Source organism: Bradyrhizobium sp. 23AC (assembly GCF_054863025.1).
The window spans coordinates 564,994-587,693 of sequence record NZ_JAVAYN010000003.1 but is presented as its reverse complement, the minus strand read 5'-3'; the positions used below and the strand labels follow the sequence as shown (position 1 = coordinate 587,693).

27 protein-coding genes and 1 riboswitch are annotated in these 22,700 nt (G+C 65.0%); of the genes, 15 read left to right on the top strand and 12 right to left on the bottom strand.

Annotation, left to right across the window (positions count from 1 at the left end; genetic code table 11):
• Positions 1-733: 733 nt before the first annotated feature.
• Together RAD10_RS11150 and pdxH are read right to left on the bottom strand one after the other, a co-directional pair.
• Positions 734-1,486, bottom strand: a complete 753-nt coding sequence (locus tag RAD10_RS11150; protein ID WP_461617491.1) for an SDR family NAD(P)-dependent oxidoreductase — start codon at positions 1,484-1,486, stop codon at positions 734-736.
• Positions 1,487-1,512: 26 nt separating this feature from the next.
• The gene (pdxH, locus tag RAD10_RS11145; protein ID WP_091964751.1) at positions 1,513-2,154 is read right to left on the bottom strand and encodes a pyridoxamine 5'-phosphate oxidase; all 642 of its coding nucleotides are present in this window, start codon (positions 2,152-2,154) and stop codon (positions 1,513-1,515) included.
• A gap of 113 nt (positions 2,155-2,267) precedes the next feature.
• Here pdxH and RAD10_RS11140 point away from each other — a divergent pair, with 113 nt between their 5' ends.
• Together RAD10_RS11140 and RAD10_RS11135 are read left to right on the top strand one after the other, a co-directional pair.
• Positions 2,268-2,675, top strand: a complete 408-nt coding sequence (locus tag RAD10_RS11140; protein WP_161966502.1) for an RT0821/Lpp0805 family surface protein — start codon at positions 2,268-2,270, stop codon at positions 2,673-2,675.
• 109 nt (positions 2,676-2,784) lie between these two features.
• A complete protein-coding gene (locus tag RAD10_RS11135; protein WP_461617490.1) occupies positions 2,785-3,747 on the top strand; it encodes a DnaJ C-terminal domain-containing protein in 963 nt (320 codons plus the stop codon).
• Positions 3,748-4,068: 321 nt separating this feature from the next.
• On the opposite strand, the gene RAD10_RS11130 is transcribed toward RAD10_RS11135, so the two are convergent.
• Together RAD10_RS11130 and RAD10_RS11125 are read right to left on the bottom strand one after the other, a co-directional pair.
• Positions 4,069-4,839, bottom strand: coding sequence for an anti-sigma factor family protein (locus RAD10_RS11130; RefSeq protein ID WP_461617489.1), 771 nt, complete (start codon positions 4,837-4,839; stop codon positions 4,069-4,071).
• A gap of 106 nt (positions 4,840-4,945) precedes the next feature.
• Positions 4,946-5,434 (bottom strand): RNA polymerase sigma factor, encoded by a 489-nt coding sequence (locus RAD10_RS11125; protein ID WP_028144186.1) that lies wholly within the window; start codon positions 5,432-5,434, stop codon positions 4,946-4,948.
• 173 nt (positions 5,435-5,607) lie between these two features.
• On the opposite strand from RAD10_RS11125, the gene fabI reads away from it, so the two are divergent.
• The 4 genes from fabI (at position 5,608) to RAD10_RS11105 (ending at position 9,611) form a co-directional block, all read left to right on the top strand.
• Positions 5,608-6,423 carry an enoyl-ACP reductase FabI gene (gene fabI / locus RAD10_RS11120; protein ID WP_092259949.1) on the top strand — a complete coding sequence of 272 codons (816 nt, stop codon included), beginning with the start codon at positions 5,608-5,610 and terminating at the stop codon, positions 6,421-6,423.
• Between the two features lie 13 nt (positions 6,424-6,436).
• Positions 6,437-7,036, top strand: coding sequence for a histidine phosphatase family protein (locus RAD10_RS11115; RefSeq protein ID WP_461617488.1), 600 nt, complete (start codon positions 6,437-6,439; stop codon positions 7,034-7,036).
• Positions 7,037-7,219: 183 nt separating this feature from the next.
• Positions 7,220-8,308, top strand: a complete 1,089-nt coding sequence (gene aroC, locus RAD10_RS11110) for a chorismate synthase (RefSeq protein WP_461617487.1) — start codon at positions 7,220-7,222, stop codon at positions 8,306-8,308.
• Positions 8,309-8,420: 112 nt separating this feature from the next.
• Positions 8,421-9,611: an adenylate/guanylate cyclase domain-containing protein gene (locus RAD10_RS11105; RefSeq protein ID WP_461617486.1), complete on the top strand. Its 1,191-nt coding sequence runs from the start codon at positions 8,421-8,423 to the stop codon at positions 9,609-9,611.
• Between the two features lie 99 nt (positions 9,612-9,710).
• Here the strand turns inward: RAD10_RS11105 and clpS are convergent, their stop codons facing one another.
• The 5 genes from clpS to RAD10_RS11080 are packed head-to-tail and all read right to left on the bottom strand — an operon-like array spanning position 9,711 to position 12,450.
• Positions 9,711-10,016, bottom strand: coding sequence for an ATP-dependent Clp protease adapter ClpS (gene clpS, locus RAD10_RS11100; RefSeq protein WP_461617485.1), 306 nt, complete (start codon positions 10,014-10,016; stop codon positions 9,711-9,713).
• A gap of 44 nt (positions 10,017-10,060) precedes the next feature.
• Positions 10,061-10,402, bottom strand: coding sequence for a DUF190 domain-containing protein (locus tag RAD10_RS11095; RefSeq protein ID WP_018322578.1), 342 nt, complete (start codon positions 10,400-10,402; stop codon positions 10,061-10,063).
• Positions 10,403-10,404: 2 nt separating this feature from the next.
• On the bottom strand, positions 10,405-10,827 hold the full coding sequence (gene crcB, locus RAD10_RS11090; RefSeq protein WP_461617484.1) for a fluoride efflux transporter CrcB: 423 nt from the start codon (positions 10,825-10,827) through the stop codon (positions 10,405-10,407).
• Positions 10,828-10,832: 5 nt separating this feature from the next.
• The gene (gene crcB, locus RAD10_RS11085) at positions 10,833-11,222 is read right to left on the bottom strand and encodes a fluoride efflux transporter CrcB (RefSeq protein ID WP_461617483.1); all 390 of its coding nucleotides are present in this window, start codon (positions 11,220-11,222) and stop codon (positions 10,833-10,835) included.
• A 19-nt stretch (positions 11,223-11,241) separates the two neighbouring features.
• Positions 11,242-12,450 carry an MFS transporter gene (locus tag RAD10_RS11080; RefSeq protein ID WP_461617482.1) on the bottom strand — a complete coding sequence of 403 codons (1,209 nt, stop codon included), beginning with the start codon at positions 12,448-12,450 and terminating at the stop codon, positions 11,242-11,244.
• Positions 12,451-12,563: 113 nt separating this feature from the next.
• Positions 12,564-12,654: riboswitch (Fluoride riboswitch) on the bottom strand.
• 272 nt (positions 12,655-12,926) lie between these two features.
• Between RAD10_RS11080 and RAD10_RS11075 the strand changes: the two genes are divergently transcribed.
• Both RAD10_RS11075 and RAD10_RS11070 read left to right on the top strand, forming a co-directional pair.
• Positions 12,927-13,790 (top strand): DUF1194 domain-containing protein, encoded by an 864-nt coding sequence (locus RAD10_RS11075; protein ID WP_091964726.1) that lies wholly within the window; start codon positions 12,927-12,929, stop codon positions 13,788-13,790.
• A gap of 167 nt (positions 13,791-13,957) precedes the next feature.
• On the top strand, positions 13,958-14,593 hold the full coding sequence (locus tag RAD10_RS11070) for a hypothetical protein (RefSeq protein ID WP_104462996.1): 636 nt from the start codon (positions 13,958-13,960) through the stop codon (positions 14,591-14,593).
• A 38-nt stretch (positions 14,594-14,631) separates the two neighbouring features.
• On the opposite strand, the gene RAD10_RS11065 is transcribed toward RAD10_RS11070, so the two are convergent.
• On the bottom strand, positions 14,632-15,405 hold the full coding sequence (locus RAD10_RS11065; protein WP_461617481.1) for an enoyl-CoA hydratase/isomerase family protein: 774 nt from the start codon (positions 15,403-15,405) through the stop codon (positions 14,632-14,634).
• Between the two features lie 15 nt (positions 15,406-15,420).
• On the bottom strand, positions 15,421-15,585 hold the full coding sequence (locus RAD10_RS11060; protein ID WP_461617480.1) for a hypothetical protein: 165 nt from the start codon (positions 15,583-15,585) through the stop codon (positions 15,421-15,423).
• 44 nt (positions 15,586-15,629) lie between these two features.
• On the opposite strand from RAD10_RS11060, the gene RAD10_RS11055 reads away from it, so the two are divergent.
• Positions 15,630-16,013 (top strand): bleomycin resistance protein, encoded by a 384-nt coding sequence (locus RAD10_RS11055; protein WP_461617479.1) that lies wholly within the window; start codon positions 15,630-15,632, stop codon positions 16,011-16,013.
• Positions 16,014-16,090: 77 nt separating this feature from the next.
• A complete protein-coding gene (locus RAD10_RS11050) occupies positions 16,091-16,708 on the top strand; it encodes a hypothetical protein (protein WP_461617478.1) in 618 nt (205 codons plus the stop codon).
• A gap of 52 nt (positions 16,709-16,760) precedes the next feature.
• Here RAD10_RS11050 and RAD10_RS11045 read toward each other — a convergent pair whose 3' ends face one another.
• Complete coding sequence (locus RAD10_RS11045; protein WP_038950551.1) at positions 16,761-17,672, bottom strand: GntR family transcriptional regulator; 912 nt, start codon at positions 17,670-17,672, stop codon at positions 16,761-16,763.
• A gap of 88 nt (positions 17,673-17,760) precedes the next feature.
• On the opposite strand from RAD10_RS11045, the gene RAD10_RS11040 reads away from it, so the two are divergent.
• The 5 genes from RAD10_RS11040 to RAD10_RS11020 are packed head-to-tail and all read left to right on the top strand — an operon-like array spanning position 17,761 to position 22,694.
• The gene (locus RAD10_RS11040) at positions 17,761-18,696 is read left to right on the top strand and encodes a hydroxymethylglutaryl-CoA lyase (RefSeq protein ID WP_461617477.1); all 936 of its coding nucleotides are present in this window, start codon (positions 17,761-17,763) and stop codon (positions 18,694-18,696) included.
• Positions 18,693-19,907, top strand: coding sequence for a CaiB/BaiF CoA transferase family protein (locus RAD10_RS11035; RefSeq protein WP_461617476.1), 1,215 nt, complete (start codon positions 18,693-18,695; stop codon positions 19,905-19,907). Before RAD10_RS11040 ends, RAD10_RS11035 begins: the two co-directional genes overlap by 4 nt.
• Before the next feature lie 41 nt (positions 19,908-19,948).
• Positions 19,949-20,995, top strand: a complete 1,047-nt coding sequence (locus RAD10_RS11030; protein ID WP_461617475.1) for an ABC transporter substrate-binding protein — start codon at positions 19,949-19,951, stop codon at positions 20,993-20,995.
• Positions 20,992-21,840 carry an ABC transporter ATP-binding protein gene (locus RAD10_RS11025; RefSeq protein ID WP_461617474.1) on the top strand — a complete coding sequence of 283 codons (849 nt, stop codon included), beginning with the start codon at positions 20,992-20,994 and terminating at the stop codon, positions 21,838-21,840. Before RAD10_RS11030 ends, RAD10_RS11025 begins: the two co-directional genes overlap by 4 nt.
• 2 nt (positions 21,841-21,842) lie before the next feature.
• Entirely contained in the window at positions 21,843-22,694 is an 852-nt protein-coding gene (locus RAD10_RS11020) for an ABC transporter permease (protein ID WP_179735357.1), read from the top strand.
• Positions 22,695-22,700 lie beyond the last annotated feature (6 nt).

Below are 22,700 nucleotides of genomic sequence, written 5' to 3'. Positions count from 1 at the left end.
GTGGTCCTGGCCGTCGTTGCTACGGTCAAGCCTTTCGCGGAGATGCGAGCGAGCCCAACCGGGCAGACTGCATCATCCAAATTCGCGGGGCGAGGGAGGCCAGAAGGAAAGTTTGGCTCCCGGGAGATCACGGCATAAGCCGTCCAGCCACTGCGCAGGGAAGGCCGAGTGATTGGCCACACCTGTATGCTGCTGTGCGGTTCTTCTGCGTGTGCCTATTGCGCAGCAGACCGCGGGTGCGAGCCAGCACCCGGCCTTCCCTGCGCCCTCTTGGATTTAGAGGGTAGCGAGACCAAGCAAAGCTCGGGCGAATTCCGCCGCGATGCCGCGATGCCATGTCTGCAACTTGAGCTGCGTGCCACAGACTCGATATCGTAGGATGGGCAAAGCGCAGCGTGCCCACGCCTTGTTGCTTATGGACGGAGATCGTGGGCACGGCGCTATGCGCCTTTGCCCACCCTACGGCACCGTCGCTGGGATGTGCACGGGAGCATCGCAATGACGATGTGGAGAAAGCGCGCGCCACACTCCGTTCTCGTGCCCCGGACGCAGCGCAGCGTCATCCCGGCGATGCGAAGCATCGTCCGGGTGGACGGTGCGCTGCGGAGCCGGGGCCCATCTCGCCGCGTGCCGAGCCGCCCCTGGATCCCGGCTCTGCGCAGTGTCACTGCGTGCCGCAACGCGTCCGGGACACGAGAGAGCGAGGTTGTCGCCCTTGCTGCGCCCGAACCGGTCAAACGTGCTGGCCGCCGTTGATGTGGATTTCGGCGCCGTTGACGTAGGACGAGGTGTCCGTGCACAGCACGTAGATGATTTTTGCCACTTCGTCGGGGGTGCCGAGCCGGTGCATCGGGATCTGCTGCTCGACGATCTTCTCGGTGCCCGGCGACAGGATCGAGGTGTCGATCTCGCCCGGTGCGATCGCGTTGACGCGGACGCCGACGCGGCCGAAGTCGGACGCCATCTCGCGCGTCAGCGATGCGAGCGCGGCCTTCGACGTGGCGTAGGCGGCGCCCGCGAACGGGTGCACGCGCGAGCCCGCGATCGAGGTGACGTTCACCACCGAGCCCTTGGCCGCCTTCAATTCCTCGATCAGCCCGCGCGCCATCATGATCGGCGCGAAGAAGTTGACGTGGAAGACGTGCGTCCAGGTTTCGAGATCGGTGTCGACCGAGCCGAGCCTGGAGCCGCCCGCGCCCTTCGGCGAGATCGCGGCGTTGTTGACCAGCGCATGCAGCGTGCCGCCCTCCAGCCGGCTGCGTATTTCGCTGATCGCGCGCGCGGTGTCCTCGGGATTGCCGAGGTCGACCTGGATGTGGTCCTCCGGCCCCGCGTCCCACGGGCAGTCCTCCGGGAAGGGATGCCGCGAGCAGGTGATGACGCGCCAGCCCGCCGAGGAGAAGCGGATCACGGTGGCGTGGCCGATGCCGCGGCTGGCTCCGGTCAGGAGCAGTGTGCGGCGCGGCGCATTGGACGAATGCGGCATGGACATCTTTCAGGTCGGCCTAAATCTTACGGATACATCCGCGTCTTGGACCACTTCTGGCCCGCCGCGTCACGGCGAAATTCGATGCGGTCGTGCAAGCGGAACGGGCGGTCGTGCCAGAACTCGATACGTGAGGGCGTGATGCGCCAGCCGCTCCAGCCCGGCGGCCGCGGCACTTCGCTGATGACGTATCTGGCCGCGACCTTCGCGATCGCCTGCTCGAAAGCGAAGCGGCTCTCCAGCTCTTGCGACTGCTTGCTCGCCCAGGCGCCGATCTGGGCCTGCTTGGGTCGGGTGGCGAAATAGGCGTCGGCCTCGGCCTCGGTCACCGGCGTCACGTTGCCGCGGATGCGGACCTGACGGCGCAGCGACTTCCAGTGAAAAAGTAACGCTGCCTTAGGATTTGAGGCGAGTTCGCGGCCCTTCTGGCTGGCGATGTGGCTGTAGAAGACAAAACCCTCGGTATCGAAGCCTTTCATCAGCACCATGCGCACGTCAGGCAAGCCGTCGGGGTCGACGGTTGCGAGCGCCATGGCGTTCGGATCGTTCGGCTCGCTCTTGATCGCCTCGTTCAGCCAGGCCTCGAACAGCGCAAATGGCTCGTCGGCGGCGGTGAAATCACCGGATGTTAAGGGTGTCTGGTGTTTCATCGAGGTCGTGTCGGTCATGTCTGGAGTCCGAGTTGCGTCCCGCGGCCCAAAACGCGTTGTCGTCCGCTACCGCCCTATATAGGGCATGGGGACGCGTTGGCCTATCGGCGATCCGGCCGTCCGGCTTTGTCATGACGATCATTCTCATCGGGCTCGGTGCCGGAGGATGCAGCTTTTCCCGCAATGACAAGAGTGCCTACGCCAAGGCCGACGACAGCGACCTCACCGGTTCGATCGCGCGGCCGGCGAAGGACGCCCCGCCGACCGAGACCGATCTCGCCTTCGCCCGCAACGCCGCCTCCGATGTCCTCAGCAAGGGCGACAGGGATTCCAGCCAGCATTGGGAGAATCCGGAGACCGGCGCGCGCGGTTCGGTGACGCCGATCGCGCAGTCCTATGCCGCCGAGGACGGCCGCAAATGCCGCGATTTCCTGGCGAGCTACGTCAACGGGGCGACCGAAAGCTGGCTCCAGGGCGCCGGCTGCCAAAGCACCCGTGGCCGTTGGGAGATTCATACGCTAAAGCCGTGGCGGAGCTAGGATTCGGCGCGCGCCCCTAGTTGCAAAAATGCCACTCTCTTCCCACATGAATCCCTGGTGGGGCAGGGAGCCCTTTGAACAATTCGATTTCTTGAAGGAGACGTGACGGATGCGCGACCCCTATGAGGTCTTGGGGGTGCCGCGGAGCGCCAGCGCTGCCGCGATCAAGAGCGCCTATCGCAAGCTTGCCAAGAAGCATCATCCCGACAGCAACAAGGACGACCCCAAGGCCGCCGAGCGCTTCTCCGAGATCAACTCGGCGAACGAGATCGTCGGTGACGAGGACAAGCGCAAGCAGTTCGACCGCGGCGAGATCGACGCCGACGGCAAGCCGCGCTTCCAGGGTTTTCCAGGCGGTGGGGGGCCGCGCGGCCGCGCCGGTCCCGGCGGGTTCGAAAGCTATACGTTCCGCTCCGGCGGCGGTCCCGGCCAGGGCGGCGGCGCGTTCGAGGATATCCTCAACAGCATGTTCGGCGGCGGGGTGCGCGGCGCCCGGCCTGGAGCCGGCGGCGCCGGGCAGTTCGAATTCGACACCGGCGGCGTCGGGCTCGATCTCGACGTGAATGTCGCCATGTCCGTCTCGCTGGAAGAGTCGGTCAAGGGCGGCGAAAAGCGCGTCCGGCTGCCGACGGGCAAGGAGCTCAACGTCAAGATTCCGGCCGGCGTCACTGAGGGCCAGCAGATCCGGCTCCGGGGACAGGGCGAGTCCGCGCAGGGCCATCCGCCCGGCGATCTCCTGATCACCATCAGCATCGCGCCGCACGCCTACTTCAAGGTCGAGGGCGCCGACTTGCGGATCGATCTGCCGGTGACGCTCTACGAGGCGGTGCTCGGAGCCAAGGTCCGCGTGCCCACCCTCGGCAATGCCGTGGAGCTTTCGGTTCCGAAAAACACCTCAAGTGGCCGGACCTTCCGCCTCAAAGGTAAGGGATTGCCGAAATCTGGCGGAACCGGGGATCTCTTCGTCACCATCAGGATTATGCTACCGGACGGGAACGACGCCGAGCTTGAAGCATTGATGGAGAAGTGGCGGGACCAACACCCCTACAATCCACGTAGCGGACTCGGCTAGGGCGCTAGCCGAGGCATCCCGACGATCGGAGCATTCTCTTCCCGAAAGGATGATGCTCAACATACGCCTGAAGCGCGGCTCGCGCTTCGACGCTGACGTTCGAGACGTGTCGGTTGCCCGGCGGGGCAGCCGATAAAAAGGTGCGGCCTCGAGAGGGGGACCAGCGCGGTACCAAAAACCCCAATCGAGGCCGCCCGCGTCGATCGGCGGATCGAACGCTGCTCATTTTCGCGTGATCATCCGGTGCGATAATGAGACGCGCCGATGTCTTCATTCCAAATTTTCAATGACGGAATCTAGGCACCGCACTCGAGCGGCTGTCTAGGTGCCGTTTTTCTCGGCCTGATCATAGACCGCCTGCGCCACCCGGGTCAGCCGGTCGCGATCGCCGCCGCCACTGACGACGTAGCCGACGCCGCGCTCGGCCCAGAACAACGCGCCGTCCTTGTCCGTTTTGGCGTAGCGCATTTGCGTCGCACCATTCTCGGTCTTGGCGGTGTAGATCGTGTAGCGCTCGCCCGAGGCGCCCTCATACATCAGGAACGAGGCCGGACCGCTCGGACCCGGCAACAGCCGGCCGCCGACAAGCTTCAGCCCGCTCGCTTCCAGGTTCGGCGCGAACACGGTCCAGCCGCAACGCCGGGTCAGCCAGGCCTGCAGGTGGTCGCGCTCATTGCCGCCGACCTCGACGGGGTGGCGGACCTCGACGACATAGAGGCGGTGGGCGTCGAGCGCGTCCGCCGTAAAGCTTCGGAAGGTGGAGGGGGCATTGGCGGCGCCGTGCCCGACCCAGCCGGCAGCGCCGCCGGCGACGAAGGCGACCAGCACCGCCGCCGCGGCGCCATAGAGCCATTGCCGCGGGCGGCGTTCCAGCCGCTCGAGCTCCAGCCGGGCCGGCACCGGCTCCTGGGCGACGGCATCGTAGCGGGCGTGCAGCATCTCCGCCATGGCGCGCCAGGACTGCACGCGCTCGGCCTCTTCAGGATGGGCGGCTAGCCAGGCCTCGACGTCGACGCGGCGCTCGGCCGGCAGCTCGCCGTCGACATAGGCGTGCAGCTCGTCCTCGGTCACTGGGATATTGCGGTCGTTCATATCAATCGTCTCTGGCTCTGTGGCCTTAAATGTCGTTCAAAGCTCAACGTCGCGTAGCTCATCTTCATGCTGCGGGCAGACGACACGCGATGCATCAACCCTGCCATCATTTCACCCGCCTGAGCGTCGGTCGCTCGCCCTCCAGCGAGGCCTTGACGTGGGCGCGGGCGCGGGCCAGGCGCGACATCACGGTGCCGATCGGCACGCCCTGGATGTCGGCGACCTCGCGGTAGCTCATGCCTTCCAGCATCACGAGGAGCAACACCGAGCGTTGCTCTTCGACGAGCGTCGCCAGCGCCCTCTCGATGTCGCGCCCTTCGGCTTCGGTGCCGCTGGCATCCGGGTTGTTCTCCGTCAGCTGCATGAACTGCGGCCGCCTCGCCAGCGAGCGCCGCCGGTTCTTGTTGAGGTTGGTCAGGATCGTGTAGAGCCAGCTCCTGACGTCGCCTCCGAGAAACAATCGCTCCGAACGCAGTGCCCGCACCAGCGTGTCCTGCACCAGATCGTCGGCCGCGTCCGCGTCGCGCGTGAGCGCGCGGGCGTAGCGGCGCAACGCTGGGATCATGGCTTCCACACTCTGGCGAAACGCACTCATTGCGATCTTGACGTCCTGGTATCAGGCGCGAGCGCCTATAGCGATCATAACACCCGAACGGAACGGCTATTCCGGCGCTCGAAACAGCGTTAACGCGGCGTATTAGGGCTGTACCGCAGGGGAGGGCTGGTGTACCTCCAGACCTCACCAAGAGTTCGACGGGACGTTCAAAAATGGCGCAGAATTCGGGTCTGATGCAAGGAAAGCGCGGAGTGGTCCTCGGCGTTGCCAACAACCGCTCGATCGCCTGGGGCATCGCCAAGGCATGCCACGCCGCCGGCGCCGAGCTCGCCTTCACCTATCAGGGCGATGCGCTGAAGAAGCGCGTCGAGCCGCTCGCCGCCGAGATCGGTGGTCTCGTGCTCGGCCATTGCGACGTCACGGATGCCGCGACCATCGATGCCGCGTTCGCGGTGCTGAAGGAGAAATGGGGCAAGATCGACTTCCTGGTGCACGCGATCGCCTATGGCGAGCAGCTCGACGGCCGCTATGTCGATACCACGCAGGAGAATTTCTCCAAGTCGATGCTGATCTCCTGCTACTCGTTCACGGCCGTGGCGCAGCGCGCCGAGAAGCTGATGACGGACGGCGGCTCGCTGATCACGCTCAGCTATTACGGCGCCGAGAAGTGGATGCCGCATTACAACGTGATGGGCGTCGCCAAGGCGGCGCTGGAGGCCAGCGTGCGCTATCTCGCCGCCGACCTCGGCGAGAAGAACATCCGCGTCAATGCGATCTCGGCAGGTCCGATCAAGACGCTCGCGGCATCCGGCATCGGCGACTTCCGCTATATCCTGAAGTGGAACGAGGCCAACGCGCCGATGCGGCGCAACGTGTCGACCGAGGACGTCGGCGGAAGTGCGCTGTATTTCCTCTCCGACCTCTCGCGCGGCGTCACCGGCGAGGTGCATCACGTCGATTCCGGCTATCACGTGCTCGGCATGAAGCGCCCGGACGCGCCGGACATCTCGTTCGGCGGAAAGGACTAGCCTCAAATCTGGAATGCCCGTGCCCACGATCTATTATCTTCGCCATGGTGAGACCGAGTGGAATGCGCTCGGGAGGCTTCAGGGCACCAAGGACGTTCCGCTGAACGCGCGTGGACGCGGTCAGGCCGTGCAGGCCGGCAGCATTCTCGCCGATCTCTTCAAACGCGACGGGCGTGACAAGGCGGCGCTACCGTATGTGTCGAGCCCGCTCGGCCGTGCGCGCCAGACCATGGAACTCGCGCGCGCCAAGCTCGAGCTGCCAGTGGCGGACTATTCGCTCGACGATCGCCTGCGCGAGATCGGCTACGGCACCTGGGAAGGGCTGACGCTGGCCGAGAGTGAGGCGAAGGATCCCGGCGTCTATGCCAGGCGCCTCGCCGACAAATGGACGGTCGGCCCCGACGGCGGGGAGACCTATGCCGACGTGCAGGTCCGCGTTCGCGCCTGGTACGACCAGCTGCGGACCGACATCGTCGCGGTCGCCCATGGCGGGACCTGCCGGGCCCTGATGGTTTCACTCGGCCTGGAGACCCCCGTCAGTGCCGCCGAGCTCTATATCGAGCAGGGCGCTGTCTACGTGTTCCGCGACGGCCGGCTGGAGAAGTTTAGTTAAGCCCAACGCTGTCATTCCGGGGCGGTGCGAAGGGCGAACTCCGGTGCGCCCTTGCGCACCTGAGAATCTCGAGATTCCGGGTCTGGTCCTTCGGACCATCCCGGAATGACGGAACGGGGTTGAACGACCTGTTCCCGGGCGCTACCACAAAGTCAGAACTGACTTACGCACCAGCGAGCAGCGATGTCCTTCAACACCTTCGGCCACATGTTCCGTGTCACCACGTTCGGCGAGAGCCATGGGGTGGCAATCGGCTGCGTGGTCGACGGCTGTCCGCCCATGATCCCGCTCACCGAGGCCGACATCCAGGGCGATCTCGATCGCCGCCGACCCGGCCAGTCGCGCTTCACCACCCAGCGGCAGGAGCCGGACCAGGTCAAGATCCTCTCCGGCGTGATGGCGCATCCGGAGACCGGCGTGCAGGTGACGACGGGCACGCCGATCGGGCTCCTGATCGAGAACACCGACCAGCGCTCGAAGGACTATTCCGAGATCAAGGACAAGTTTCGTCCTGGCCATGCCGACTTCACCTATGAGGCCAAATACGGCCTGCGCGATTATCGCGGCGGCGGCCGCTCCTCGGCGCGTGAGACCGCGACGCGCGTTGCCGCCGGTGCCATCGCGCGCAAAGTGCTGCCCGACGTGAAGGTGCGCGGCGCGCTGGTGCAGATCGGCCCGCACAAGATCGACCGTGCGAAGTGGGACTGGGACGAGATCGCCAAAAATCCGTTCTTCTGCCCGGACAAGGACAAGGCCGCGTTCTTCGAGACCTATCTCGACGGCATCCGCAAGAGCGGCTCCTCGATCGGCGCGGTGATTGAGGTCGTCGCCGAAGGCGTGCCGGCCGGCCTTGGCGCACCGATCTACGCCAAGCTCGATTCCGATCTGGCGGGCGCGATGATGACCATCAACGCGGTGAAGGGTGTCGAGATCGGCGCCGGTTTCGGCGCGGCGGAATTGACCGGCGAGGAGAACGCCGACGAGATGCGCACCGGCAATGACGGCACGCGCTTCCTGTCCAACCATGCCGGCGGCGTGCTGGGCGGCATCTCCACGGGGCAGCCGGTGGTGGTGCGTTTCGCGGTGAAGCCGACCTCGTCGATCCTGCAGCCGCGCCGGACCGTCAATCGCAAGGGCGCGGACACCGAAATCTTCACCAAGGGCCGTCACGACCCCTGCGTCGGCATCCGCGCCGTCCCCGTCGGCGAAGCCATGATGGCCTGCGTGCTGGCCGATCATTTCCTGCGCGACCGCGGGCAGGTGGGACGCTAGGTCTTCACCTCTCCCGTATTTAGAGGTGAAGATCCGCGGTGACGCTTTAATGTCGCGGTACTAGCCCACCGCGCAGCTTGACGTTCCCACAACTTCGTCCGCAAATGCGGGCATGCAAAGCTCCGAGCTCCAGCGCATCACCAACTGGCTGATCGACGGCGCGCGGTCGTCAGGCACCCCGGCCGAGATGATCGCGGACGTCTGCGAACATCTGGTCGAAGCCGGCCTGCCAATCTGGCGGTTCGGCATTTTCATCCGCACCCTGCATCCCGAAATCTTCGGCCGCAACTTCATCTGGCGGCAGGGCGAGGAGGTCGAGGTCGGCACCGTCGATTTCGATATCCTGGACACGCCCGAATTCGCCGCGAGCCCGCTCCGCATCGTGTTCGAGCAGGGGATCGAGGTCAGGGGGCGCGTCGGCGATCCCGACAACGCGCGCTTTCCGATCGTCAACGACATGGGCGCCGAAGGAGCGACCGACTATATCGCGGTGCCGATGCCGTTTCTCGACGGCTCGGTCCACGCGACGAGCTGGGTGACACGGCATCCCGGCGGCTTCACCGACGACCACATCGCGGCGATCCGCTCCATCGTGACGCCGCTGGCGCGCGTCAGCGAGATCATCAGCCTGCGCCGCACCGCCGAGATGCTGCTCGACACCTATGTCGGCAACCGTGCCGGCGCGCGCATTCTCGGCGGCCAGATCCGTCGCGGCCACAACGACACCATGCAGGCCGCGATCTGGCTGTCGGACCTGCGCGGCTTCACCGCGCTGTCGGACCGGCTGCCGGCCGAGACGGTGGTCGAGATCCTCAATCATTATTTCGACTGTCAGGTGACCGCGATCCGCGGCCATGGCGGCGAAGTGCTGAAATTCATGGGCGACGGCCTGCTCGCGGTGTTTCCGATCGACGAATATGTCGGCGATGCCGCCCATGTCTGTTCGCGCGTGCTGGAAGCGGCGCGCGAGTCCCGCGCCAGCGTCGAGGCGCTGGCCTTTCCGGTTGGCGAGGCCGTCGAGCGCTTCCGCTTCGGCGTCGCGCTGCACGTCGGCAACATCCTCTACGGCAATATCGGCGGCGGCAACCGCCTCGACTTCACCTGCATTGGTCCCGCCGTGAACCTTGCCGCAAGGCTCGAGAAGATCACGGGCCGCCTGGGGCGGACCGTCGTCGCCTCGGAAGGTTTTGCCAATGTCTGCCGCCACGACTGGCGCGAGCTCGGCGAGTTTCCGATCGCGGGATTTTCCAAGGCGCAGCGCGTGTATGGGCTCGGCGAGGAGACCCCGGTTGTGATGGCGTGAAATACCGGGAGGAGAAGCCAAGGCTGCAGCTTCCGGAGTTCAGCAAGGTCTTTGGAAATTTGAAGTAGCTGGCGGCCAGATCATGGAAAGTCGCGTGCCCTATTCCTCCGGCTCGGTCGTGAACAGCAGCGGATAACCCTTGGCGCGGCCGGCATCGGTGGCGCGGGTGGCCTTGGTCTCGGCGACGTCTCTGGTGAACACGGCGACGACGCAGGCGCCGAGCTTGTGCGCGGTGATCATCACCTTGTAGGCCTGATCCTCGGTCATGCGGAATTCGGCCTTCAGGATCATGGTGACGAATTCGCGCGGCGTGTAGTCGTCGTTGATCAGGATGACCTTGTGCAGCTTCGGCCGCTCGACCCTGGTCTTGGTCCGCGTCTTCGGCTTGGTGACAGTGTTGTTCATTCCGCCTCCCGGACACCGCGGGCTCGGGTTCCCTGCTGCAGCGATCAGCTTGCGGCCTTCGCACCATATTGCAGGACCTGCACCTTCTCCAAGGTGATCAGCCCGCTCGACATCATGCCATCCAGGATGGGCAGGAATGCGTTGATGTTGTCCTCGCTGTCGACGATCTCGATCAAGAGCGGCAAATCTTCCGACAGCCGCAGGATCTTCGACGTATGCAGCCGACTCGACTTGCCGAAGCCCATGGGGCCGCGCAGCACGGTGGCGCCGGCAAGGTGCCGCTCGCGCGCGGTCATCACGATCGCTTCATAAAGCGGCTTGCCGTCGAAATGGTCGCTCTCGCCGATGAAGATCCGGAGCGAAACTGCCTGATTGGGGATTTGCATGGTCAGCTCCTCGCCAAGCGGTTGTAGCGGCTCGCCATCATATGCCCTGCCCATACCGACACCAGCCAGCAGATGACGGATGCCGCGATATAGGCCAGCGCGATGTATTTCATGCCGCTGTGGAAGAGGCGGAAGGTCTCCAGGCTGAAGGTCGAAAAGGTGGTGTAGCCGCCGCAGAACCCGGTCATGACGAATTGCCGGTGCTCGGGCCGCGCCAGCATGCGGCCGTCGGGGCCGGTCAGCGTCGCGTAGAAGCCGATGATCAGCGAGCCCGTGGCGTTGATGAACAGCGTCGCGAAGGGAAAGCCCGGCCCGGTGTCGAGCGCGAGCCCGACGAGATAGCGCGTCAGGCCGCCGACGATGCTGCCGGCGGCAACCCAGGCAAAAAGCATCGCAGTGCGCCAGCGCTCGGCGGGAGAGTTCATCGCCTCTAGCCTCCCAGACCGTCCGCAAGGAGGAAACCGCAGCTGACGGCGGCAAGGCAGAGCCCGACCGAGAACACGACATTGCCGAGCGCATGCATCGATTCGCCGTTACGTGCGAGTGTCAGCGTCTGCAGGCTGAACGAAGACACCGTGGTGTAGCAGCCGAGAAATCCCGTCACTGCGAACAGCCACGGATTGGGCGTAGCGAAGGCCGAGCCGGGATGGGTCGCCAGCGCGCCGAAAATGCCGATCAGGAAGGCGCCGGTGACGTTGATGGTCATGGTGCCCCACGGAAACGTCTCGCCCAGCCGCCGCGCGATCACGCCAGACAAGAAATAGCGCGCGCAGCCGCCGAGCACGCTGCCGACCATGATCGCGATTGCTCCGCTCAGCACGATGAACGACCTCCCATCCTCATTTGTCCTCCGCTGCCAGACCGTTGCCGACGGCCAAGAGTCCCACGAGCGAGACCAGCGCGAAGCCGAGCCCCGCAAAGAACGTTCCTGCCGGACCATAGGCGTCCCACAGCGCGCCGGCGATCACGCTCGCGGCCAGCAAGGCAAGGCCGGTGAAGAGGTTGAAATAGCCGAACGCGGTGCCGCGCAGGCTGGGCGGCGCGGCGTCGGCGACGAGGGCCGAGAGCAATCCTTGCGTCAGTCCCATATGCAGCCCCCACAGCGCGACGCCGAGTGCGAGGCCGCCAAGGCTCGGCAGCAGCGCCAGCGCGAGATCGGCACACGCGAGGAAGACGAGCCCGAGCGCGAGCAGGCCGGTCCGGTTGATCCGGTCCGAGAGCACGCCGGCCGGATAGGCCGACAGCGCGTAGACGATGTTCATCAGCACCAGCACCGCCGGCACCCACATCGCATTGAGCCCGATATTCTGTGCCCGCAGGATCAAAAAGGCCTCGCTGAAGCGCGCGAGGGTGAAGATGACGCCGACAGCCACGACGCGCCAATAAACCGTGCCGAGTTGCCGCATCGCGGCGAGATTGAGCGGATTCCCTGCAGGCTCCCGGCTCGGATCCGGCTCCGGCTCGCTCACCGCGAACGCGATCAAGCCGAAGGACAGGAATGCCGGCAGCACCGCCACCCAGAACACCGCGGTAAAATTGTCGGCGGTCCACCACATCAGGCCGATCGCCACGAGCGGTCCGACGAAGGCGCCGATGGTGTCGAGCGACTGCCGCAGCCCAAAGCTCGCCCCGCGCAGGCCGCGAGGCGCGATATCGGCGATCAGCGCATCGCGGGGCGCACCGCGAATGCCCTTGCCGACGCGGTCGATGAAGCGCGCCGCCACCAGCCATCCGACGCTGGGGGCAAGGGGGAACAGCGGTTTGGTGAAGGCCGCGAGCCCATAGCCGAGCGCCGCGAGCAGCTTGCGCCGGCCGAGCCAGTCGGACAATGCGCCGGAAAAGATCTTCGTGATCGAGGCCGTCGCCTCCGCGATGCCCTCGATGAAGCCGACGGTGAGCGTCGAAGCGCCGAGCACGGTGACGAGATAGACCGGCAGGAGCGCGTGGATCATCTCGGAGGAGATGTCCATCAGCATCGAAACGAAGCCGAGCACCCAGATCCCCCTGGGCAGCCCGGCCCGCGCAGCATTCGGTGTCGTCGTCGTCACGTCTTCGCCGTCTCCTTCGCGTTCTCCCGGCTTTCGTCGCCAGACAACAAAAAACCCGCCACCGGCGGGTTTGTCCATGCTCCCGCCGAAGGCAGAGGCCCTAGAACGCCCCTCCTCAAGCAGGAGTCATCAGCCCACTACGGTCCAAGATTCGGGTTCAAGGCCGCCGGGCGGTTATCGGGGGACTCCATCCCCATCTGTGTGGCCAACCTAGCATGGAAATCGCATCGGACAAGTGGGCGGGACGCTCTGTCCCGCGGCTCGTCGTTCCGGCTTTGCGCATCGCGAGCCCGATGATGCGAGCAATCTGGCGCGTTCCAGCGGCGCGAGCGCGGCAACACGGCGGCAGCTTTGCGCAAGGGCGTGCACATACCCAACCCGCAGCTTCCTAACTCGAATGTGAAGCGCAAGCGATCTTCGCCCTTTGCGGCTCGGCGATTGCATGTCACCATCGCGTCATACGACGGGAGACTGCGATGCGCTTGCTGTTCTCGATCGGGGCTGTGCTGGTTGCCGGCATGTTCGCCGGAGGGGACGTCGCGGGCATCGCGGCACCAGGACCAAAATTTGAACCGCCAAAGAACGAGCCGCAGCGGCTTGCAGCCGACAGGGACGCGCAGACGGTCGACGTCGAGCTGATCCTCGCCGTCGACGTGTCCTACTCCATGGACATGGACGAGCTCGCGATCCAGCGCGAAGGCTATGCGCAGGCGATCCAGTCGAAGGAATTTCTTCAGGCGCTGAAGCTCGGTCCGAACGGCCGGATCGCCGTGACCTATTTCGAGTGGGCCGCTTCGAGCGACCAGAAGATCATCATTCCCTGGCGGCTGGTCGACGGGCCGGAGACGGCGGATGCGGTCGCCGCCGAGATCATGAAGACGCCGATCCGGCGTGCCTCGCGCACCTCGATCTCCGGCGCGATCACGTTCGCGATGCCGCTGTTCGACGAGGATCCCTATCGCGGCCTGCGCCGTGTGATCGACATTTCCGGCGACGGCCCCAACAACAATGGCGGCCCGGTCACGGTGGCGCGCGACGCTGCGCTGGAGAAGGGCGTCGTCATCAACGGCCTGCCGATCATGGTCAAGGAGCCGTCCTATTCGACCATGGATATCGACAATCTCGATTTCTACTACGAGGATTGCGTCATTGGGGGGCCGGGCTCCTTCGTCATCACGATCAAGGACCGTGACAAGTTCAAGGAGGCGATCCGCACCAAGCTGCTGATGGAGGTCGCCGGCCGCACGCCTGAGCGCCCCGTGATGCGCGTCGCCGACAAGGAGCCGCGCGTCAATTGCCTGATCGGCGAGAAGATCTGGTCGGACCGCTGGGGGCGATGAAGCCCCCGGCTGAGACCTTTTGCCCATCCAACCGGCAGTTGAACTTAACGGCTCGTTAACCGGTGCATGGCCCTAATCGGTCGGTTTCTGTCCGTTTCCAAGTCGGCGTCCCGATATCGCTGAAGCCGAACGAAGCGGTCTGTCGGGCCCGTCTTCCGAGCAATCACATGGCCGTCATCTCATCGAGCACCAACCAGATTTCGCCCGCCAACGAGCGCCTGTATCACCAGAGTGCTCTGGTCGGCGACTGGAAGGGCAATTGGGTGGGCAACAACCAGCCCGTCGGATTCAAGGTCGTGAACATCCGCGGTGCCCGGGCGCAGGTCGAGTACACCCATAACGGGCACACCGAGCGCGGCTTTGCCGAGGTCCAGGGCACGCTCATCACCTTCGGCGGGGTCACGGTCGGCACCAAGGACGGCAAGAACATGGTGATGCTGTTCTCCTTCGGGGGCGCTGGCAAGCAGACCGCGAATCTCGAGAAGCAGGCCCCGCCGGCTTCCGACAGCCGTCTCATGGGAAGCTGGGGCGGCTATTCCAGCGCCAACGGCAAGAGCGCGAGCTTCAAGGTGCTTGCGGTCAATGGCAAGGAAGCGCAGGTCAGCGTCACCACCGACGGCATCACGCGCCAGGGCACCGGCTACGTCTACAAGAACGTCATCATGTTCGGGCAGACGCAGATCGCGACCGATGACGGGCAGAACGGCAAGGTCATCTACCAGGTCGGTACGAAATCCTTCATGGTGCCGGTGACGAAATATCCGCCGGCCGATTCATCGTCCTCCGTGGACAGGACCGCCTGAACGCGTAGCGCTCCCGGCACGCGCGGGGCCTGCGGTCCTCACCATTTCGGCGCCCGCTTCTCCACGAACGCCCTCAAGCCCTCCTGCGCCTCATCCGACGTCGCGACGTTGCAGAAGTCGTCCACGGCACTCGCAATGCTGCGGCGATAGTCGAGATCGATCTGGCGCATGAAGGCGGCGCGGCCCATCCGCAGCACCGCGGCCGATTTGCCGGTGAACTGCGCAGCGAGCTTCGCCACCTCGGCCTCGAGCTCCGCATCCGCGACGACGCGGTTCACCACGCCGAGCTCGCGTGCTTCCATGGCGCTGAAGACCCGGCCGGTGAACAGCAGCTCGAAGGCGCGGTGTCGTCCGACGATGCGCGGCAGATGTGCGTAGTGGATCGCGGGAATGACGCCGACGTCGATCTCGGGATAGCCGAACGTCGCGCTCTCGGCTGCCAGCACCACGTCGCAGGACACCGCCATGGTCATGCCGCCGCCGCGCGCCGCACCGCCGACCGCGGCGATCGAGGGCTTTCCGAGCCCGTACTGTGCATCGTAAAGGTCGATATAGAGCGCCTGGAGGAATTCCCGGATCTCGGCGCCGGATCTGCCAAGCAGGATGTCGAGGTCGAGGCCCGCCGAAAAACGTTTTGCAATTGCGCTCGCCAGCACGACCACGCGTGCGCCGTCGTCGTCCGCAGCGCGGCGGAAGGCGGCGACAACTGCGCGGATCATCTCGAGGCTCAGCGCATTGACGGGCGGGCGGCGCAGCGTGATGCGGGCGATGTTGCCAACGCATTCGTACGCGACGGGATTGTCAGAGGTCACCGAGTTCTCCATGCTTCATTGAGGCAGCACCTTCAACTGCCCCTCGATCTTGCGCAAGACTTCGCGGGCGGCCGCAAGGGCGCCATCGCCGATCAGCCGCGCCAGACATTCGGCCCGTTCCGCCAGATGCGGGATCAGCTTACGTTGCGGCGCGACCCGTGCAAGACCTCGGGCGCGCATGCTAGGCTGCGTGCGGGAGATTGCTCGCGACTTGGAGAGGACAGATGACCGACGAACAGCCCATGATGGCCGGCTCCGCCACCGTTTTCGTCGTCTCCGACATCGCCGCGAGCCTCGCCTATTACCGCGACGTGCTCGGGTTCGAGGTCACCTTCGAATATGGTGCGCCCATCTCCTATGCCTGCCTCTGCCGCGACGTGGTCGCTCTGCATCTGCTGGCAGCGGCCAGGACGAAACGATTGCCCGGGCAGGGCGGCCTCTGCATTTTCGTCCGCGACGTCGACCAGCTCTATGCCGAATTGTCCGGCCGTGGTGCCAGGCCCATCAACCAGCCGGAGAATCGCGATTACGGCATGCGCGATTTCGACATCGTTGATGCCGACGGCAATCAGCTCACCTTCGGCATGGGTATCCCGGAACCCGGGTGAGGCGATGCCGGCGCAGCCTCGCTGGCATTCCTCATCGCCGGAGGGTATGATTTGCGAGGTTTTCGAAGGTTACCTGGATGTCCCGCCTTGCAACTTCATGCGGTCTTGCAGCTATCTTCGCCGTGCTCTGGCTCGGCGGAACGTCCGTTGATGCGCAAGTTGCACCGCTGAGGTATGTCATTCCGGGCGGACCGTTTGGCTTTGGCGGCAGCGATGGCCAGGGCTCCGATCCTTACGGCAATTTTCCGGGCTTCAATGCCGGTGACGCAGGCGGGCGCACTAATTTTGCGAACGGCTTCTTCGTCGGCAGCCAGCGCGGCAACCTCAATTGGAGCGGGCTCAGTCAGACCGGACTTAGTCAGAGCGGACTTGCCGGCAATTTCAGCGCGCTCTCCTATGACAGCACGCAGTTCGGCTACACCACCAAGACAGCTGGCGGCTTGCCCGTGACGTTCTTTGCCGGCTTCGACACGCTGAAATATGGCAATGGCATCGGCAGCTCGGTGGCGCCGCTGACGTCGGGCGCGGCCCCCGGCACCAGCGCATTTGCGGGCGTCGAGTTCAAACCGACCTCCAACCTCAGCCTGTCGTTCGGCGCCGGTTTCATCCAGCAGGACTCGGGTCGCATGGACAGCGATATCAGATCGAACATGCTGCCCGGCGAGTCGCCGGCCCTGAGTGGCCTTCGGCGTTAGGATCGCATCGATCACGTTCGGATGACGGGGCCACGCAATCCTGGTTTGGGCGTCACGACAAGCCCGCCACCAGCGGCCGTTGCAGGTGCTTGGCCATCAGTTCCGCCGCTTCGGCATAACGCCCGGTTTCCAGAATGTCGAGCAGGCGCAGATGCTCGCGCACGTGACGCCGCATGCCGTCGCGGTCGGCGAAGCTGCGGTAGGCGAACAGGCGTCTGATCGAGTTCACGCGCCTGAGCGCTTCAAGGAAGAACGGATTGCCGGCGCCGCGGATGATGTCTTCGTGGAATTCGCAGCCGGAGTGAAAGATCTCGCCGATCGTCATCTTCTCGAGCTCGCCTTCGAAGACGCGCTGCTGGCGCTCGCGCAGACGTACGATCACTTCCTGCGGCAGGGCAAAACCCGGCTGCGCGATTGCTGCCGGCTCGATCACCGCACGAAACGCCTTGGCCTGTGCTTGAGATTCGGGACTTGAGACCGTCTCTGCGAAACGCCAGCCATAGCCCGGCAGGCGTGCGATCCAGCCCTCGGCAGCAATCCGGTCGAGCAGCCGCTGCAGCTCGGCCCGCGTGACGTCATAGCGACGCATCAGCTCCGCCTCGGTAACGTCGGTCGGCAGCCGGCTCGCGAGCACGTCGCCTGCGACGGACGCATAAACCTGCTCGTTGCGCCTGACTGCCGCGAGCGCCGGTTGGGCTGCGCCGCTGGTGGGATTCTTGGCCAGCACAAAGCCGCGATGCGGCTCGCCGCGCGCCAACCCCGCGGCCTCCAGAGCCTTGAGGCCGAGCCGGATCGGCGCGCGTGAAAGGTCCAGCGCGTCGGCAAGCCTTTGTTCGATCAAGCGGTCGCCGGCCTTCATGCCTTCGCGCCGGGCGAACGCCATGATGAGGCCGGCGAGGTGCTCGGCGCGCTCGGAACCGTCGGTTCGGGTGCCGCGCTGTCGGGAACTGTCGGATGCAGTCATTGCAGTGCACGCAAAGTTTAGGGCTTGACAGACTGTCCCACGGATTGTTCTTTTATGCAACAATATACAATCGACCAGGGAGAGCCCGATGGCACGCGCGCCGGATGTCCATATTTGCGAGGTCGCTCCCCGCGATGGTCTGCAGAATCTCGACATCTTCGTTCCGACCGAAGCCAAATGCGCGCTGATCGACACGATCGCTGCTGCCGGCGTCCGCGAGATCGATGCCGGCTCGTTCGTGCCGCCAAAGGTCGTGCCGCAATTCGCCGACGTCGATGCGGTGATGGCGCACGCGCTCACGCACAAATCGGCAACCATTGGTGCGCTGGTGCCGAACGTGAAGGGCGCCGAGCGCGCCATCGCCGCCGGTGTCGACGCCATCTATTTCGTCATCTCGGCGAGCGAGACCCACAACCAGGCCAATGTCCGCCGCACGGTCGATGAGCAGATCGAGGGATTTCGCGCGGTCCGCGCCGCGATCGACGCCCGGCCTGTGGGTCAGCGGCCGCAGCTGATGGGCGCGATATCCACCTCCTTCGGCTGCTCGCTGGAAGGTGAGGTGAGCGAAGCAGCCGTGTGCCGTGTGGCGCGCGCCTTTGCCGAGGCCCGTGCCGACGAGATCGGGCTTGCCGACACCGTTGGTTACGCCACCCCAAAGCTGATCGGCCAGATCGTTGCAGCCGTGCGGCGCGAGGTCGGGTCGCAAATGACGCTGCGGCTGCATCTGCACGATACGCTCGGCGCGGGCCTTGCCAATGCCGTCGCCGGTCTCGAAGCCGGCGTCCGCCGTTTCGACGCCGCTGTGTCAGGCCTCGGTGGCTGCCCCTTTGCTCCCGGTGCGCGCGGCAACATCGTCACCGAGGACCTCGTGTTCATGCTGGAACGCATGGGCCTCTCCACCGGCATCGACCTCGACCGTCTGATGCAGACGCGCGAGATCCTCGCCCGCCATATCCCGGCAAAACATTTGACGGGGCATCTGCACGAGGCGGGCATTCCCAAAGTCCTGCGGAGTGCGGCATGACCACGGTTGCACGTGAGACGACATCGGAGCTTCGCCCGCTCGCCGGGCTTCGCGTCATCGAGTTCAGCCAGATGGTGATGGGGCCGAGCTGCGGCTTGATCCTCGCCGATCTCGGCGCCGACGTGATCAAGGTCGAGCCGCCCAAGGGCGACCGCACCCGCACTTTCAAGGGCCCAGCCGCCGGTTTCTTTGCCACCTACAGCCGCAACAAGCGCAGCATAGCGTTGGATACGTCGACCGCGGAAGGCCAGAACATCGCACGCAGGCTGATCGAGAACAGCGACGTCCTGATCGAGAATTTCCGGCCGGGCCTCTTGAAGCGGATCGGCCTCGACTACGAGAGCGTCGCGGCCTTCGCACCGCGCCTGATCTATTGTTCGCTCAAGGGGTATCTGCCTGGACCCTACGAGAACCGCCTCGCACTCGACGAGGTCGTGCAGATGATGGGGGGCCTCGCCTACATGACCGGCTTGCCCGACCGTCCCATGCGCGCCGGGGCCTCGGTCAACGACGTCATGGGCGGCATGTTCGGCGTGATCGCGATCCAGGCGGCGCTCGCCGAGCGGCAGCGCACCGGCCGCGGCCGTTACATCCAGAGCGCGCTCTACGAGAACAACGTGTTCCTGATGGCGCAGGCCATGATGTGCGAGGTGGTCAGCGGCCAGCCGTCGATTCCCTATTCGATCAAGGACAGCCCGTGGCCGGTTTACGATCTCTTCGACACCAGGGACGGCTCGAAGCTGTTCGTGACGATCGTCGGCGAGGAGCAATGGGCGGCGTTCTGTCGTGCCTTCGATCGTGAAGCCTGGCTCATTGATCCGCGGTTTGCGACGAGCAACGGCCGCGTCGATCATCGCGGCTGGTTGATCCCGGAAATCGCGAAGATCTTCAAGCAATGGGACAAGGCCGATCTCGCCGCGCGCCTCGAGCAGCTTGATCTGCCCTACGCGCCGGTCAACAAGCCCGGCGATCTCTTCGATGATCCGCATCTCAACCAGTCCGGCGGTCTGACCGACATCAGGCTGCCCGACGGTAACGAGGCCAAGACGCCGCTGTTACCGATTTCCATGGACGGAAGGCGCCTGCCCAACCGCTACGATCCACCTGGGATCGGTGAGCACAGCAGCGAGATCCTGCGCGAGATCGGCCTGTCTCCGGAAGACATCGAGGCGCTGCGACAAGCAGGGACGATCAAGTTCGCGCCGTCCTGATCGATCGGCGTAATCGAACAAAAACGAGGGAGGAGGAGCACATGAGCATTACCAGGCGCCAGGCGCTGATCGCGGGCTCCGCATTGGCCGGAGCATCGCTGTTGCCGGGGCGATTGCTTGCGCAAAGCAAGCAGGTCTCGCTCGCCTTCGGACCGGTGTCGCCTGTCTACGCCATCGGCATGATTGCGGAGCTGAAGGGGTACTTCAAGGACGAGGGGCTCGATTCCAAGCTCGTCACCGGCAATGCCGGCACATTTGGCCGCCAGACGCTGGCGGCAGGGCAGGCGCTGTTTGCGCATGGCGATGCCAGCCACCCGCTGCAGCTCGGCGCGCGCGGCAAGCCCTGCAAGATCCTGCTCGCCACCGAGATGGTGTGCTCCTACGCCAACATCATGGTCCGGCAGGACCTCCACGACAGCGGCATCAATTCGGTCGAGAAGCTCGCGGAGTACAAGCGCGCCGACGGTGCCAAGCCGATCGTTGCGGCGACCGCCATCGGCTCGGGCACCTGGGTGTTCGGCACCTACGTGTTCGAAGCACGCGGGCTCGGCGACAAGGTGAACTGGGTCGCGGGCGGCGGGACCAACACGATGTTCCCCTCGCTCCAGACCAAGCAGTTCGACGCCATCATGGCGCCGCCGAGCTGGATCGTTGAGGTCGAGAAGAAAGGGTTTGGCAAAACGATTTACGACACGTCCAAGCCGGGCGTGTTCGAGAAGGATTTCGGCGGCACGCTGCCTGTGCTCGTGATCTACACGCTCCAGGACACGGTGGAGCAGGACAAGGCGTTGGTGCGGGCCTACGTCAATGCGATCTACCGCGCGATGGCGTTCGTGAAAGCGGCGCCGCTCGCGGAGGTGCAGGCGCTGGTCACGCCGAAATATTTCTCGGGCATCGATCCCGACGCGGTCAGTGCCGAACTCGGGTTCGACAAGTCGACCTGGGCCTATGACGGTGTCATCGACAAGCCCGCGTTCGAACGCGGCGCCAAGCCCTGGTATCGCAAGGGCACGGATATTCCCGAGACCAAATACGAGGATGCCGTCGACATGAGCTTCCTCCAGGCGGCCAGGGCGAAATACAAATGATCGCCGCGCCGGGCCAGGGCCTTGCGCTCGCGCGCGACGAGGGTCACACAGCGGCAGCGCGCGTCCGCATTGCCGTGCAGGGGCTTGCCAAGCGCTTCAACGCGTCCGGCCGCGAGTTCGTCGCGGTGGATGACGTCTCCTTCGAGGTCAAGCAGGGCGAATTCGTTGCGCTGCTGGGTCCGTCCGGCTGCGGCAAGAGCACCATTCTCAACATGGTCGCGGGGTTGTTGCCGCGCTCGGGTGGACGCATCCTGATCGATCAGGACACGGTCGAGACCGGCAAGGTCAACCCCAGGGTTGGTTATGTCTTCCAGCGCGATACGCTGTTTCCCTGGCGAACCGTGGAGCAGAACATCGGCTATGGGCTGGAGATCGCGGGATTGCGGAAGACCGAGCGCGCCAGCCGCGTCGCTTCGGCGGTCGAGAAGGCCGGGCTCTCGGGCTTTGGTCAGAGCTTTCCACGCATGCTGTCCGGCGGCATGCGCCAGCGCGTCGCCTTGATGCGCACGCTGATCCTGGAGCCTGAGATCCTGCTGATGGACGAACCGTTCGGCGCGCTCGACACCCACACCAAGCTGGAGATGCACAAGACGCTGCTGGAGATCTGGGAGCGCGAGCGGCAGACCGTGCTGTTCGTGACGCACGATCTCGGCGAGGCACTGACGCTGGCGAGCCGCATCATCCTGCTCTCGGCGCGGCCCGGGCGTCTCAAGGAAGACTTCGACGTCGCCATCCCGCGGCCGCGCGACCCCGTGGCCGTGCGCGAGAGCGCCGAATTCGGCCGCCTCTATTCTCACATCTGGCACTCCCTCGGCGAAGAATTCCGCCGCACCCGGGCCGATTGACCATGTCCAACAACCGCGCCGTGATCTTATTCTGGCAATTGGCCATTCTCGCAGCCGTGCTCGTCATCTGGCAGTGGGGCTTTGAATGGAGCAAGGCGTTGCTGCCGAGGGCTTACGTGCCCAAAATCCTCGATCCCTATTTTGTCGCGAAGCCGTCGCTGATCTGGCAGAGCTTTCTACGGCTCGGCTGCTTCGCTGACGCTGGCGGCTTTGCCGCCTGCATCAGGGGCAACGACAACAATCTTTGGCTCGCCACGCTCGTCACGCTGAAGAATACCTGGTGGGGCTTTCTGTTCGGCTCTGCGAGCGGCATCGCGGCTGGCCTGGTCCTCGGCCGTTCGGATTTCCTTGCCCGCGTGTTCGGACCCTACATCGTGGCGCTCAACTCGATACCGCGCATTGCGCTGGTGCCGCTGGTCATCCTGATCTTCGGCCTCGGCGATCTCTCCAAGATCGCGACCGCATGGCTCGTCGTGTTCTTCGTGGTGTTCTTCAACACGTTCGAGGGAACGCGGGCGGTCGACCGCGACCAGATCGCTGCCGCCCGTCTGCTCGGCGCCAGCGAGTTCACCGTGCTGCGTACCGTCGTGATCCCGTCCGCGCTCGCCTGGGTGTTCGCTTCGCTTTTGCCGGCGGTGTCCTTCGCGCTGATTGGTGTCATCGTCGGCGAGTTCATCGGCGCCGAGCGCGGCCTCGGCAAGCTCATCATCGAGGCGGAGGCGCGGGCCAATGCCAGCGAGATGATGGTGGCCATCTTCGTCATGATGTTCGTCGGCATCCTGCTGGCGATCGCGGTGCGCTCGCTGCAGTCCTATTTGTTGCGATGGCAGCCGCAATTCGAGCCGTCAGCATAGCGGCCC

Coding starts and splice junctions, on each gene's coding strand:
- RAD10_RS11150 (WP_461617491.1), bottom strand. CDS start 1,486: ATGCCGCATTCGTCCAATGCGCCGCGCCGCACACTGCTCCTGACCGGA.
- pdxH (WP_091964751.1), bottom strand. CDS start 2,154: ATGACCGACACGACCTCGATGAAACACCAGACACCCTTAACATCCGGT.
- RAD10_RS11140 (WP_161966502.1), top strand. CDS start 2,268: ATGACGATCATTCTCATCGGGCTCGGTGCCGGAGGATGCAGCTTTTCC.
- RAD10_RS11135 (WP_461617490.1), top strand. CDS start 2,785: ATGCGCGACCCCTATGAGGTCTTGGGGGTGCCGCGGAGCGCCAGCGCT.
- RAD10_RS11130 (WP_461617489.1), bottom strand. CDS start 4,839: ATGAACGACCGCAATATCCCAGTGACCGAGGACGAGCTGCACGCCTAT.
- RAD10_RS11125 (WP_028144186.1), bottom strand. CDS start 5,434: ATGAGTGCGTTTCGCCAGAGTGTGGAAGCCATGATCCCAGCGTTGCGC.
- fabI (WP_092259949.1), top strand. CDS start 5,608: ATGGCGCAGAATTCGGGTCTGATGCAAGGAAAGCGCGGAGTGGTCCTC.
- RAD10_RS11115 (WP_461617488.1), top strand. CDS start 6,437: ATGCCCGTGCCCACGATCTATTATCTTCGCCATGGTGAGACCGAGTGG.
- aroC (WP_461617487.1), top strand. CDS start 7,220: ATGTCCTTCAACACCTTCGGCCACATGTTCCGTGTCACCACGTTCGGC.
- RAD10_RS11105 (WP_461617486.1), top strand. CDS start 8,421: ATGCAAAGCTCCGAGCTCCAGCGCATCACCAACTGGCTGATCGACGGC.
- clpS (WP_461617485.1), bottom strand. CDS start 10,016: ATGAACAACACTGTCACCAAGCCGAAGACGCGGACCAAGACCAGGGTC.
- RAD10_RS11095 (WP_018322578.1), bottom strand. CDS start 10,402: ATGCAAATCCCCAATCAGGCAGTTTCGCTCCGGATCTTCATCGGCGAG.
- crcB (WP_461617484.1), bottom strand. CDS start 10,827: ATGAACTCTCCCGCCGAGCGCTGGCGCACTGCGATGCTTTTTGCCTGG.
- RAD10_RS11075 (WP_091964726.1), top strand. CDS start 12,927: ATGCGCTTGCTGTTCTCGATCGGGGCTGTGCTGGTTGCCGGCATGTTC.
- RAD10_RS11070 (WP_104462996.1), top strand. CDS start 13,958: ATGGCCGTCATCTCATCGAGCACCAACCAGATTTCGCCCGCCAACGAG.
- RAD10_RS11060 (WP_461617480.1), bottom strand. CDS start 15,585: ATGCGCGCCCGAGGTCTTGCACGGGTCGCGCCGCAACGTAAGCTGATC.
- RAD10_RS11055 (WP_461617479.1), top strand. CDS start 15,630: ATGACCGACGAACAGCCCATGATGGCCGGCTCCGCCACCGTTTTCGTC.
- RAD10_RS11050 (WP_461617478.1), top strand. CDS start 16,091: ATGTCCCGCCTTGCAACTTCATGCGGTCTTGCAGCTATCTTCGCCGTG.
- RAD10_RS11045 (WP_038950551.1), bottom strand. CDS start 17,672: ATGACTGCATCCGACAGTTCCCGACAGCGCGGCACCCGAACCGACGGT.
- RAD10_RS11040 (WP_461617477.1), top strand. CDS start 17,761: ATGGCACGCGCGCCGGATGTCCATATTTGCGAGGTCGCTCCCCGCGAT.
- RAD10_RS11035 (WP_461617476.1), top strand. CDS start 18,693: ATGACCACGGTTGCACGTGAGACGACATCGGAGCTTCGCCCGCTCGCC.
- RAD10_RS11030 (WP_461617475.1), top strand. CDS start 19,949: ATGAGCATTACCAGGCGCCAGGCGCTGATCGCGGGCTCCGCATTGGCC.
- RAD10_RS11025 (WP_461617474.1), top strand. CDS start 20,992: ATGATCGCCGCGCCGGGCCAGGGCCTTGCGCTCGCGCGCGACGAGGGT.
- RAD10_RS11020 (WP_179735357.1), top strand. CDS start 21,843: ATGTCCAACAACCGCGCCGTGATCTTATTCTGGCAATTGGCCATTCTC.